This is a genomic window from Leptospira yanagawae serovar Saopaulo str. Sao Paulo = ATCC 700523, assembly GCF_000332475.2.
GTDB lineage: Bacteria > Spirochaetota > Leptospiria > Leptospirales > Leptospiraceae > Leptospira_A > Leptospira_A yanagawae.
The window spans coordinates 133,518-146,091 of sequence record NZ_AOGX02000015.1; the positions used below are offsets into that span (position 1 = coordinate 133,518).

A 12,574-nucleotide genomic window follows, 5' to 3' on the forward strand; every position below is an offset into this window, starting at 1 on the left:
AATTAATTAGAAATTTGGACTTTTTTGCCCACCATTTGGATTCCATTCCCAACTTTTTTAACAGTTAGTGTATCACTAAAGATCAAAGTTGATTTTTCTTCTGTTTTTTCGGAATAAGGGCTATTAGAATCTAAACTTTGAGTCACAACTTTGTGATCACGGCCAAAAATTTTTATTTTAGCTTCAGTTGCATTCGCTTCTAAAAAGACCCAATTTCCATCTAACACACGTTTTTCCTTAAGATCATCTTGCCAGATCACAAAAGATCCATTGGACCGAAACACATAATCCATTCTTCCTTCAGGGATATCTGCAAAGTAAGCCTTGTTCACAACTCCAGATAAAATCGTATTTTTGGATTTTTTCAAAATTTCATCTTTGAATTCTTTTGCATTTTGGTCGATCACTGTGTACCGTTTTCCTTTTTCTCCGAGCAGAATGATTTCAGCAATCACAGTGTCTTTCCATGTTTTTCCAGTTCTCACTTTTTGAATTGTAAATGTGAACGTTTTGCCAGAAAGTATTTTTGGAAACACAATCCTTTGTCCACCTTGTTTGTCCGCTACTGGAATCGTAAAGGAATCAGAACCATTCGAAACGAGTAATTCTGTAACAGAACCATTTTTATGGAAAAGTGCATCTAACCGTTGGTAACCATTAAAAATTTCTATACCTGCTAAATCAATTTTGTCTTCCAATTGTACCTGAATAGACTCACCTACCCCATCGGTTTTTACACCTTCTACCCATGCAAAATCAATACTTCCATCAAACAGTCCATAGGCGGGATAGTTAGGAAGTGTACTACTAGCAGTCACCTGTCCCTCTATTGGTTCTGGATACACTACATCTAATTTTTTACCATTTTTGAAAAAGGAAACTGTTTTGATTCCATTGGCAGCATCTGGTAAAAGATAAATGACATGGACTCCATTGGATTTAATTTTGAGTGGAGTATCCTTTGAGCAGTCAAAATTAGTTGCATAACTTCCATCTTTATAAAAAGCTACGTAACCTTTTTTCTCTTGGCATTCAATGGAAATTTCGTTGAAGTAAGCACGACCATCTGTTTTTCCAATTTGATTCCACTTGGCTCCATTGGAAAAGAAAATGGTGATCCCATCTAAACTTGTTTCAGGTTTCCAATGTTTGCCAGGGATAAAGACATTGATTGGCATTGTTCCATCTGCGGATGAAGCAGCTTGGATCCTTTCGATCACAATTGATGTTTCAATTGAACTTTGATTGGAGAATAGTAAAAAAAATGACAAAAGAGCAAAGATTGTTTTTTTCAAGAAGGTTCACCTCAGAGAAACAAAGAATCCAATACTCTTTTGGACGGTTCAAGTAAAAAATGAAGGGTTAAATGAAACTTCCAAAAACTTTTTTAAACTCTTCACTTCGCATAGCACCGGAAATACGATGAATCTCTTTCCCATTTTTAAATAAAATAAAAGTTGGGATTCCAGAAATTCCATATTTGCCTGCAATTTCTTGTTTTTCATCGGTATTCACTTTAATAATGGAAACCTTTCCCTTCCAATCCTTGGCAAGTTTCTCCAGTTCAGGTGCTACCATTTTACAAGGACCACACCAGGGAGCCCAAAAATCCACCAAAATGGGTTTATCATGAGTTTGGAGTAAGGATTCAAAACTTTTTGGGTATACGTCAGACATATTTGCCCTCCTATCCATTAGACTATATACCCACCAGGGTATATAGAAAAAACTAAAAATTCGCACAAAAAATAATTTTTAATCCTTTTTTTTCATTCGGACAATCAAACTCGTAACGGAAATGGGAAACCTATGACTCAATTGCAAAACCAAAGGGATGAGTGGTCACAAATCAGCGAAATTTTCCAAAGCAAAGGCAAACTTGTAAAACTAAGGAAAAAGGAATTTTATGCAAAACAGGGTGAAGCTTTCGATAGCATTGGTTATGTGAAAAAAGGCGCTTTTAAATTAGTGTATCAGAATGAGAAAAAACAATGGATAAAATCCTTTCTCTTTGAAGGATCATTTTTGGGAAGTATCCCCAGTATTTTCCAAAAAAAACCAAGTACCTATTCTATCATTTCAATGGAAACTTCGGAAGTAATCGTATTACCAATAAAAGTTTTGAACCAAATCTTTGAAGTCGAATCTTCTTACCAAAAATTTCTCATCCAATTCCTAACTACTTTGTATTTAAAAAAAGAAAAACGTGTTTCCGATTTTTTGCTTTTGGATGCTCGTCACCGTTACCAAGAATTTATAAAAGAATATTACCCTCATATTTCAAGAAATTCCCAAATAGACCAAGCTGCCTATTTGGGAATCACAAATGTGGCACTTAGTCGGTTAATGAAACATTCATTTGTAAATAATCCTCTACCGCTTCCCAATACAATTCGCTAAATTCAGTTCCAGAAAATGGATTTTGAGACGTGATTAAATTTCTGTCACGGATCGCATAACTTCGACCAGGTAAAAAAGAAGATTTGTATTCCATACCTAAATCTTTTAGAGATCCTGAAATGTTTCTTACTTTTGGTGTTCCCTTCATGACAAAAGTTTCAATAAACCACTCTTCAATTTTTGTTACTGAATTCACTTTGTATCCTTTAAAAATAAATTTTTCATTTTCACCTTCTAAGTGTAAGGTTGTTAACAAAGCAGGTGCATGGCATACAAGTCCGATTGGTTTTTGTTTTTGGTGAAAAATTTTTAGTAATTGAGGTATTTTTTCATCGTACAACAAATCGGTCATAAGCCCTTGCCCGCCAGGGACAAGAATTCCCACAAATGATTGGTGGTCTCCCATCGCTTTTTCTAAGCTGATTGGTTTTGAGTAAGTTGGAAATGAAGATAACAATCGGATCGCTTCTTCTTTCTCAGCTTCGGATTTCCAATATTTTTCCTTTGTGCTTTCCGGATCAATGGTTACCTTTTTTCCAAAAGGAGTGGCAAACACAATTTCGTATCCTTTTTCACTTAAAGTTTTGACAGGGAAATAGAGTTCATTTAAGAAAACACCTGTTGGATGTTTTTTCTCACCATCTAATAAAATGGTATCGGAAGCACTCATCACAACAAGAATTTTTGTTTTTGCCTTTGGATTCGCGATAAGACCAAAGGCGAAGGGAGTTATGAAACAAAAGGTTAACAGGCTGAACCTTATCTTTCTCCATCCTCGAAATTCGTTTTGTTTGCGATCCTCGTACTTTTTTGACTGCGAATGGCTTTCACCATTCGTTTCACTTAATTTACCCATCCTATTCACTCCTCATCAATTGAATTCCAAAGCCAACCAATCTGATGATTGGCCCTAAAGATAGAGTGAAGATAAGGTAGGAATACTTTTAACCTAGGTTAAAAAATTAAAATAAATCAATGGTTTCAAACCCTTGCATCAATTGAACTTGGATTTGGTCCTTTGCAGTTCTTTTTAACAATGCATTCATATTTGCATCAAAATCATCTCCAAGTTTCAAATTTGGTTCCAACGGTTTGTCCAGTGGTTTGAAAAAATTATCCCAGTGGATGGGAATGATGAATTTTGGATTCAATTTTTGAATGGTTTCATCAAAAAATTCTTCCTGGAATTGTTTAGGTTGTAAAGACAATTGAGCAATTCCCAAAAACAAAACATCTGCTTTGATTTTGTCATAAGCTCCCTTTACAAAATTAGTACTACTTTTGATCACAATTTTATTTTTACCATGTTGGATATAAAAATCAAATGTTCCCCCTTCAATGTAAGCAAAGGCCTTTACGGGTTGGATGAGTGGAGATGTGATGTTTGGAAAATCTGGATCTGTTGCATTCGTTTTTCCTAAGATACGAAAGGGAGGAGTGTGTTTGGACTCCAATACTGTGATGACAAACTTTCCCAGTTTGATTGGTTTTCCTATTTGAAACTCTTCCATATTTGCCATATCTAAACCAGCACCGAGACCCACATTGATTGTTGAATTTGAACCAAATAACTTTGCATTGGTGAGTTTGGCAACAAAGGGTGAATCCATGGCATGGTCATAATGCGAATGACAAACGAAAATACCTTTCAATCGATTGATTTTTGCTTTTTCTAAAACAGAAGCTAATATGATGGGATCTGATTCAATTTTTGAAAAAGCAGTTTTCCATAATGATGGTCTTGTAAAAAATCCATCGGTTAATACTTGTGTCTCGCCATCATCTAACAAAATCGAAGTCGTACCTAAGAAGGTAACTCTAACCTTTCCTTTTTGGATGAGAGAATTTGGATTTTCATGAGGAAAATATGATTCAAATTCTCTTAGATCACCAGAAGGGCGTAAAACACATTGTAAATTCGCCAATACCAGGATTCCTAATAGAAAACATTGAAGCAAAGTCTGTAGGTATTTATTTTTAAAATAAGGAATCATAGTATCTCCAAAGTATTTCTGAAACGTCTCTCAACTTCACAGAAGGATAAAAATCAAATCACATTCCTTATGTAAAAGACACCTCTTAAGGAATGCACAAAACTCTAGTCGAAATTTATTTCATGTCTAACTATTTTTAATGGCGCCTAATCCGGCTCTACGCTGCAATCTTTGCTTCGCAAAGGATTTCCGCTGCGATCCGGGGCGTTGGTGATTTGTTCATGATTATTTGTATGTTTTCGATGCATCTTTGAATCCTTGCGAGAGGGATTTGGAGGACTTGGTCCCGATTTGCCATAGAGTGGTAAATCGGGACGGGAGCGAACGCGGACTCCGGAAAAGCCCGGCCCATCGGGACTCGCCCAATAAAAGGAAACAAATTGTATTTTCGTTTTTTTATCCGAATGGAAATGTTCACACTGCAGATTGGAATTGAGTCTAAAATTTGAAATGAAATTCATTAATGAAAATTTGCCCGTTGTTGTCACTGGAGGTTCTGGATACATTGCATCCTGGATCGTGAAGTACCTGTTAGAAGATGGTAAAAAAGTTAGGACAACAGTTCGAAGCCTTAAAGATACTTCGAAAATCCAACATCTCTTGGACTTAAAAGAAAAGTTCAATGACAAATTAACTTTATTTGAAGCAGACCTTATGATCGAGGGAAGTTTTGATAAAAGTATAGAAGGTGCTGAACTTGTCATTCATACCGCTTCTCCTTTTTTTGTGGCAGGCATTAAAGATGCAAAAAAACAATTAATCGAACCAGCATTACAAGGAACAAAAAATGTTCTCGAATCATGCAATCGCATATCATCCGTTAAACGGGTTGTTTTAACTTCTAGTGTAGCCGCAATTCATGGGGACAATATTGATTCCTTGAATGTCCCGAACCAAACTTTTACAGAAGAACATTGGAATACCACAAGTAACCTGACACACCAACCTTATGCTTATTCCAAAACACTCGCTGAGAAGGAAGCATGGGAAATTCAAAAAAAACAATCACGTTGGGATTTGGTTGTCATCAATCCTTCTTTTGTGATGGGTCCATCACTTTCCAAACGTTTGGATGGTACAAGTGTGGAGTTTATGAAGAATATGTTGAAAGGAATTTTCCGAACTGGTGTTCCTGATACAAAAATGGGATTTGTTGATGTTAGAGATGTTGCAAAGGCACATATCTTAGCAGGGTTTACACCAAATGCAAAAGGAAGGCACATCACCTCGGCGGAAGTTTTACCGATGTTAGGTTTTGCGAAATTGATTAAAGAAAACTTTGGAAATAAATATGCTGTGCCTACTGGTGTTCTGCCCAATCCTCTCGTGTATTTGATCGGTCCATTTTTTGGATTATCATGGGGGTATACAAACAAAAATATTGGCCAACCATTAAACTTAAACAATGAGTATAGCAAAACCGATTTGTCACTCACCTATCGCCCGTTAAAAGAAACGATTATCGATCATGTCAACCAAATGGAGAGTTCAGGATTATTATAATATTGAATTCATTCAAAAGGAATGGAGATGAGTGAAACTGCGAAGTTTTTTTAAAATTTTTCGGTAAGATTGAATTCCCAAAAGACAAGCGTTCGGTTTTATGGTAGGAGTTCGGGCAGGAATTTTCTCCCACAAGCCCACCTCCACCACCCAATTAGGGTGGGGGCCGGTACAAGCCAAATGAGACATAATATGCAATCGCTGGAATCCAATCCGTTTTTAGAACCTGATTACTTGCGGTTAGGAAATCCCAAACAACAAGAGTTGTGGCAGGATTTAGAAAAATGGAAAATTCTAAAGAACTTAATTGGTTTTAAACCCACTCTCGCCGGTACAATTCCAATCAATATTGATACAGAAACAAGTGATGTGGATATTTTAGTAAAATACAATGTGCCTTCTCATTTACAAAAAATTTGTTATGCAAAGTTTCGAAATTTTGCGAATTATTCTTTTTCCGAAAAAACAATTTCTCTTCGAGTAACCTTGTTGTGTCGATTTTCCACTCCCAAATTCCAATATGAAATCTTTGGACAATCGTTGGAACCAACAGAACAATACGCTTGGATCCATATGATGGTAGAAAATCGCTTTTTAACATTAGCAAATGAAAATTTTCGTGAGACCATCCGTGCTTTGAAACGAAATGGAATCAAAACCGAACATGCTTTTTGCCAGACACTCGCACTCAAAGGGGATCCCTTCAAAACGCTTTTGCAATGGAATCAAAAATCGGATGATGAATACAAAGAATTATTATCCAAAAATGGTTTTTGAAACGATTTTACTTCGTGATTCTATGGATGAATTGAGTGGATTCCTTTCACCTTACTTGATGCATTCTATCGCAAGGTAAAGGATTCGAATTTTTGGTTACATTGTTCCAAATTGGCGAAAGGTTAAATTGATCCGAGGTTGTTTGACTTTAAGTGCTTTGGGTAAGGAATGAAGCCAATGGTGTTGGATTTCACCTTGCATGAGAAGTAGGCTTCCTGGTTCTAAAGACAATTCTATCACTGTGTTCTTTTTTTTGTGTTTGAATCGAAAGATTCTTTCTGCACCTAAACTCACAGAGGCAATGCTCGAGTTTTTTTTAAGAGACGTTTCATCATCACTATGCCATGCCATCCCTTCCGAACCATCATGGTATAAGTTTAATAAACACGAATTATAAATTTCCTTTGTTTCCTGTTCCACTTCCTCTTTTAAATTCAATAATTCTTTTGACCAAGCTAAGGCAGTTTTCGTAGTCCCAGAATACCGATACGAAAAACCTTTGTCTGCATACCAAGCTACACTCCGTTTGGTCGTGATGTGTTTGCCATAGAGTATGGCTTCATCTTGTTTCCATTCAATCGTATGCAGAAAGGTTTCAAAATAGATCCTATTCTTCTCTAAATCTAAAAAATGTGGAAAGTAAGTAAGTCTCCCATCGAAGGGCAAAAGATTTGTTTCCGGAGTTTGATGGAATAATGTCATTGTTTCGAATTTCAAGTGATCGAGTTTCCAGATTCAACTCTTTAGACCTTCTAGGAAACCTAGACTACCCATTTCAGAAAACCTAAGAAATTCATCTCTTTTTGTCTAAAATTTTGGTTGGATTCCCTTCGATCCCAAAGAATCTATACGATAGTATGACCCCTACGCGAACAATACAAGCTTTCGTCGATGCCAAAAAAGAGAACTCCACACCCTCAGAAGAAGTTTGGAATGCCTTAAAAGGATACCGCCAATGGAACGAACCAGAACTGATTGGACTTCGGAATGCCTCTGGGTTTTATCCAGAAATTTATTTTGAACCTGGTATGGACGAAACCATTTCAAGACTGCTTGCGAAGTTTAAAGAGAAAGTGGTACCACACAAATTTTAATGAATCCCATCACGCCCAAAGTTTTATACCAAGAAGCAAATCCATATGGCTCCTTCACTGCATTTTTAGAAGATGATGGAAGGACCATTTACTTATATTTACAATCACATAACAACCCTGAGTGGCCAATGAAAACACTTTGGGTTCGTAATACTATTGATGCACCTGACTCGAGAACAGATGAGGACTTTGATTTGGGTCTTGCTCCTGTACTCACCAAATCGGAAGTTACCGATCCAAAAGCGCAAAGCACCCTCACAGAAGACCAAATTCATTTTATTTGGTCAGAAGAAGGTGATGCCGTTGCGTTGTTTGTGGAAGAAGAACTGCAAGCTTACCTTCCATCATGGTCTGGCATCAAAGGCATACATGGGTATTCTAAGTTTGCAAAAGAAGAAGCTCCCACTGCATCCCCACTCGGTGATCCCGAAAATGGAGTGATAGCAGAACGTGTGAAGGGCAATCGAAAGTTTTGGGAGTCGGTTGCCGAAAAAGACCATTGGAAAAAAGCACAATCACTTCGATTGGAATTTTTAGAATCCAAACTTGGCAAACACCAAACCTATTGGTCAGCCGATGGAGGAAAGTATCCTTCCCTCGGGATTGCATCCTTTTTACCCAAAGAATTTCCAGGGATCAAAATTTTTTCAACGATTGGGATGAGTGTACAAAACCAACCAAGCATTGAACTGTATCATAAAGAATATGAAAACTTTTCACGAATCGAACTCGTGTTTGCAATCCAGTTATTAAAAGATGCACCTGATAAATCAGAAATATGGATCCAACATGTTTTAGGTGAGATGGTAAAATTCCCTTGGAACACAGGGATTTGGTTTGGTCACTCTCATACCATCCAAAATCCACGAAAGGACCCTGATCAATTGTATTTGGATTTCAATTGGTTTGTCCTTCGAAACATCACTGACGAACTCGACCAAGGTTCCACTGAAGGATTACCAAAACTGAACGGTCTTATCACTGAAAATGGGAAACGAGCTAACTTTCTATTTTTAACACCGATCTCAACAGAGGAACGAATTTGTTTTATGAGAGAAGGTTCACAAAAGTTTTGGGATACATGGAAAAAAGAAGGTTATCGTTTTTTTCATGATTCAGAACGGCGAATGTTAGAATTCTAGTTCTACTTTTCAAAAAAAATCCGAATCAAACTCTAAATTCTGACCGTTACTCAATATGATATGGCAGAGACGTATACAAAGTACTTCAATTTAGGGTTTGAACCCTTTTCTTTAGAAAGAATCATCGAAGAAAGACAAGATTCCACAGGATTTTTCCTCTCTACCGTATTCCAGAAGCGGTTTTCGGAAGAAGTGAATCTAAAACGCCATGAAGACCAAAAATTATGGATCCAATCGAAGAATCTTCGCTACGTTGTCCTTGATGGAATCCAAAAAATTTCAGACGAAAATGGAAGATTAGAACCTACCAACATCCTATACTTACTCGTTTTTTTTGATTTTAACTCCATCACAGAGTATGGATTCGAAGAGGTGTGCAATGTTCTCATCAAACGATATGATTTGCCTTCGCTGATTTTAAAAATGCCAGAGAATGACCATTTAGAAATTTGGGGAAGAGATCATGCGAGAAAAAGTTATAAGAACGTGATCCATCCTAACATCGAATCACTCATGAAAGCACTCTTTGATTCCATCAACAAGAAGGATCATTTTCAGTTTATAGGCATTGAAAGGGCAAATTCAGAGAGAAAATCAGGTTTTCTCATGACAAGAAGGGGTTTTACAAGGGCAATTGCGTAATTTTTTCCGAATTGAACCTCTATAAATGAAAAAACCCGCAGGTTTTGCGGGTTCACACAATCTTACTTCGATAGTTTCGAAGGAAGAATCGAATCTAAGTTATTTCTTAGATTTTTTCTTTGCAGCTTTTTTCTTAGCAGCTTTTTTCTTAGCGGCTTTCTTTTTAGCAACCATTGTGATCGTCCTTATCTTTTGATTTCAAAACACGGCTGTCCTTGGCAAACAGAGAGTGAATTGATACGACATAATTAAATCATATCATTTTAAATGTAAAGAAATTTTATTTTTTGCATGAATTTTTATTCAAAATAAAAAAACAGACTAATACTCATTCTACGGAACATTGATAACAATCTTACCGATTGATTGTCCACTTTGCATTGTACGGAGTGCATCATGCATTGAATCGAATGAAAATTCATGTCCAATCGTTTGTTTTGGTAAAGATAACATCATTAATTCCGAAAAATGTTTTCTCAATTCATCAATTTCATTCCACAACCATATTAAATTGAATCCCAATACTGATTTATTGTCTGAAATCATCGATAACGGATCAATTTTTGGTCTTGTAAGGTATGAATAGACAATTGAAAACCAATTTCGGAATGATTGAGAAGGTGTGAAGTTAGCACTTCCATAGGTAACAAGCCTTCCCATTGGTGCTAATAATTCATAACTGTCGTGAAAATAACGACCACCTAAACATTCTAAAACGATTTTTAATGGCGCTCCTAATAAAATTTTACGCATCTCTTCTTTAAAATTTGGTGATCGAGTGAGAAAATAATCATAACCAACCTCTTTTAAGATCGAAAACTTACGAGAATCACCTACAAGACCGATGGCAATTGCTTTTTTTTTCTGAATGATGTGACCAGCCATGATACCAACACCACCAGCAGCACTATGCACAAGCACATGATCCCCTGCTTTCACTTGTCCAAGTGGGATGAGTGCATAGTATGCTGTGAGAGCTTGCACTGCAAAGGATGCACCGTCTTGCATGGTCCAATCCTTTGGTAATAGGAAGATAGTTTTTTCCGAAATGTTGAGATGAGTTGCATACGCACCAAATCTCGTAACACCAAAAACAAGGTCACCAACCTCAAAATCCTTCACATTTGCGCCTATTTTTACGATTTTCCCTGAAAATTCTAAACCAGGTATGAAACTTCCCTTAGGAGTAGCTGAATACAAACCATAAACAGAAAATACATCTGCAAAATTTAAACCTATGGCTCCCACTTCGATCGTAACCTCATCGTTCTCTGGAGGACGTAACATTTCTTTTTTTCGGTGTAGTTGGTCGATGGATCCTGGTTTATCGATTCGGTAGACTTCTCTTTGCATATTGAGTTAAAAAAAATTCAATTCCAGTACCATGAAACCATTTTTCTATGGTAGAAGAGTCTACATAAGAGAACACCGTGGAACTAAAACAAACACCCCTACACTCAATTCATAAAGAAATGGGAGCCAAGATGGTTCCTTTTGGCGGATGGGACATGCCTGTCCAGTATACTGGAATCATCCAAGAACATTTGGCAACACGATCGAACGCAGGTCTTTTCGATGTATCCCATATGGGTGAAATTTTTGTCACTGGTGATGCCAAAGAAGTTTTGGAATTTTTAGAATCAGTCACATGCAACATCATTTCTTCCATGAAAGATGGCCAAGTGCAATACAATGCAGTTGTAAACGAAGTTGGTGGGCTTGTCGATGATATCACTGTTTATAAATTTAATGATTCAAAGTATATGATTTGTTCCAATGCATCCAATTATGAAGCAGTGACCAAACATTTACTTAAATTTGTGAAAGGAAACGTTACTGTTGTTGATGATAGCAAAAATTGGCACCAAATTGCATTACAAGGTCCAAAAGCCGATGCAATCTTCTCAAAATACTTAGGAAAAGATTTATCAAATTTATTGTATTACCATTTCACTGAAATGAACTGGAAAGGTGAAAACATCATAGTGTCTCGCACTGGTTATACGGGTGAAGATGGATTTGAAATTTATACTTCAAACTCAATTGGTGTCAGTTTATGGAAAGAGTTACTCGAAATCGGAAAGGATTTTGGACTGGTTCCCGTTGGCCTCGGGGCACGCGACACACTTCGTTTGGAAGCAAAATACCCTCTCTATGGACATGAATTGAATGCAGAATGGACTCCTGTGGAATCGGGAATCAATTTTATTGTGAAGGAAAAACCAAAACCGTATCTAGGGTATGAACGCATCATTGCGGACAAAAAAAATGGACCAAAACAAAAAATCGTTGGGATCCGCTTGATGGAACCCGGGGTTCTCCGAGAAAATTTTCCCATTTTTGCAGCAGATGGGAAAGAAATTGGCAAATCAACCTCAGGAACCCACTCTCCCAGCCGGAAAGAATCCCTAGGACTTGCCATCCTTCAGAGCGAATTCGCAAAAAACCAAACGGAAGTATTTGTGGAGATTCGTGGCCAGAAGAAATTGGCTAAAGTAGAGACTGGTGCCTTCATCCAAGGCAGTGTCCGAAACAATCGCTAAACCAAAGATGTAAGGAAAAAACCATGGCAGACACACAAGCAAAAGACGGATATTATTATACCGAAAAACATGAGTGGGTGAAGGTAGACGGTGATGTGGCACTCATCGGAATCACTGACTTCGCACAAAATGCATTAGGTGACATTGTCTTCATCGACCTTCCAAAACCAGGAAAACAAATCAAAGCAAAGGATAGCCTTGGAACCATTGAATCTGTGAAAGCAGCAGAAGACTTGTATTCTCCAATTTCTGGCGAAGTTGTAGAGACCAATGCTTCTCTCGGATCCAACCCACAGTCTGTGAATGCAGAACCATTTGATACTTGGATGGTAAAACTAAAAAACATCCAAACTTCTGAGTTAAGTGGATTATTGTCCGCAGCACGATACAAAGAATACGTTTCGAAATTAGACTAATAGGAGTTATTTGCAAGTGAGTTCCGTTCAATCTACATCACCCATCCATTCCCCATACGAAGA

14 protein-coding genes are annotated in these 12,574 nt (G+C 37.2%); 8 read left to right on the forward strand and 6 right to left on the reverse strand.

The features are described 5' to 3' along the window. Positions 1 to 2: 2 nt before the first annotated feature. Both LEP1GSC202_RS04225 and trxA read right to left on the reverse strand, forming a co-directional pair. Positions 3 to 1,295, reverse strand: a complete 1,293-nt coding sequence (locus LEP1GSC202_RS04225; RefSeq protein ID WP_015676336.1) for a discoidin domain-containing protein — start codon at positions 1,293 to 1,295, stop codon at positions 3 to 5. A 67-nt stretch (positions 1,296 to 1,362) separates the two neighbouring features. Continuing rightward, on the reverse strand, positions 1,363 to 1,677 hold the full coding sequence (trxA, locus tag LEP1GSC202_RS04230) for a thioredoxin (RefSeq protein ID WP_015677394.1): 315 nt from the start codon (positions 1,675 to 1,677) through the stop codon (positions 1,363 to 1,365). 132 nt (positions 1,678 to 1,809) lie between these two features. Between trxA and LEP1GSC202_RS04235 the strand changes: the two genes are divergently transcribed. Next, positions 1,810 to 2,400 (forward strand): Crp/Fnr family transcriptional regulator, encoded by a 591-nt coding sequence (locus tag LEP1GSC202_RS04235; protein WP_051125286.1) that lies wholly within the window; start codon positions 1,810 to 1,812, stop codon positions 2,398 to 2,400. Here the strand turns inward: LEP1GSC202_RS04235 and LEP1GSC202_RS04240 are convergent. Both LEP1GSC202_RS04240 and LEP1GSC202_RS04245 read right to left on the reverse strand, forming a co-directional pair. Next, a complete protein-coding gene (locus LEP1GSC202_RS04240) occupies positions 2,336 to 3,256 on the reverse strand; it encodes a type 1 glutamine amidotransferase domain-containing protein (protein WP_015676522.1) in 921 nt (306 codons plus the stop codon). The two genes, LEP1GSC202_RS04235 and LEP1GSC202_RS04240, sit on opposite strands and share 65 nt — an antisense overlap. Before the next feature lie 106 nt (positions 3,257 to 3,362). Further along, positions 3,363 to 4,394 carry an MBL fold metallo-hydrolase gene (locus LEP1GSC202_RS04245; protein ID WP_015677533.1) on the reverse strand — a complete coding sequence of 344 codons (1,032 nt, stop codon included), beginning with the start codon at positions 4,392 to 4,394 and terminating at the stop codon, positions 3,363 to 3,365. A 450-nt stretch (positions 4,395 to 4,844) separates the two neighbouring features. Between LEP1GSC202_RS04245 and LEP1GSC202_RS04255 the strand changes: the two genes are divergently transcribed. Then, complete coding sequence (locus LEP1GSC202_RS04255) at positions 4,845 to 5,897, forward strand: SDR family oxidoreductase (protein WP_039928149.1); 1,053 nt, start codon at positions 4,845 to 4,847, stop codon at positions 5,895 to 5,897. 192 nt (positions 5,898 to 6,089) lie between these two features. After that, positions 6,090 to 6,674 carry a DUF4269 domain-containing protein gene (locus LEP1GSC202_RS04260; protein WP_015677232.1) on the forward strand — a complete coding sequence of 195 codons (585 nt, stop codon included), beginning with the start codon at positions 6,090 to 6,092 and terminating at the stop codon, positions 6,672 to 6,674. A 96-nt stretch (positions 6,675 to 6,770) separates the two neighbouring features. Here LEP1GSC202_RS04260 and LEP1GSC202_RS04265 read toward each other — a convergent pair whose 3' ends face one another. Continuing rightward, the gene (locus LEP1GSC202_RS04265) at positions 6,771 to 7,376 is read right to left on the reverse strand and encodes an alpha-ketoglutarate-dependent dioxygenase AlkB family protein (RefSeq protein ID WP_039928151.1); all 606 of its coding nucleotides are present in this window, start codon (positions 7,374 to 7,376) and stop codon (positions 6,771 to 6,773) included. 155 nt (positions 7,377 to 7,531) lie between these two features. Between LEP1GSC202_RS04265 and LEP1GSC202_RS04270 the strand changes: the two genes are divergently transcribed. The 3 genes from LEP1GSC202_RS04270 to LEP1GSC202_RS04280 are packed head-to-tail and all read left to right on the forward strand — an operon-like array spanning position 7,532 to position 9,552. Beyond that, the gene (locus LEP1GSC202_RS04270) at positions 7,532 to 7,768 is read left to right on the forward strand and encodes a hypothetical protein (RefSeq protein ID WP_039928550.1); all 237 of its coding nucleotides are present in this window, start codon (positions 7,532 to 7,534) and stop codon (positions 7,766 to 7,768) included. Further along, the gene (locus LEP1GSC202_RS04275) at positions 7,768 to 8,910 is read left to right on the forward strand and encodes a suppressor of fused domain protein (protein ID WP_015677041.1); all 1,143 of its coding nucleotides are present in this window, start codon (positions 7,768 to 7,770) and stop codon (positions 8,908 to 8,910) included. Before LEP1GSC202_RS04270 ends, LEP1GSC202_RS04275 begins: the two co-directional genes overlap by 1 nt. Before the next feature lie 60 nt (positions 8,911 to 8,970). Beyond that, positions 8,971 to 9,552: a hypothetical protein gene (locus LEP1GSC202_RS04280; RefSeq protein WP_015676461.1), complete on the forward strand. Its 582-nt coding sequence runs from the start codon at positions 8,971 to 8,973 to the stop codon at positions 9,550 to 9,552. A gap of 333 nt (positions 9,553 to 9,885) precedes the next feature. Here the strand turns inward: LEP1GSC202_RS04280 and LEP1GSC202_RS04285 are convergent, their stop codons facing one another. Beyond that, entirely contained in the window at positions 9,886 to 10,905 is a 1,020-nt protein-coding gene (locus LEP1GSC202_RS04285; RefSeq protein ID WP_015677595.1) for a synaptic vesicle VAT-1 family membrane protein, read from the reverse strand. A gap of 77 nt (positions 10,906 to 10,982) precedes the next feature. Here LEP1GSC202_RS04285 and gcvT point away from each other — a divergent pair, with 77 nt between their 5' ends. Both gcvT and gcvH read left to right on the forward strand, forming a co-directional pair. After that, a complete protein-coding gene (gcvT, locus tag LEP1GSC202_RS04290; RefSeq protein WP_039928153.1) occupies positions 10,983 to 12,095 on the forward strand; it encodes a glycine cleavage system aminomethyltransferase GcvT in 1,113 nt (370 codons plus the stop codon). A 23-nt stretch (positions 12,096 to 12,118) separates the two neighbouring features. Continuing rightward, a complete protein-coding gene (gene gcvH / locus LEP1GSC202_RS04295) occupies positions 12,119 to 12,511 on the forward strand; it encodes a glycine cleavage system protein GcvH (protein WP_015677127.1) in 393 nt (130 codons plus the stop codon). Positions 12,512 to 12,574: the final 63 nt, after the last annotated feature.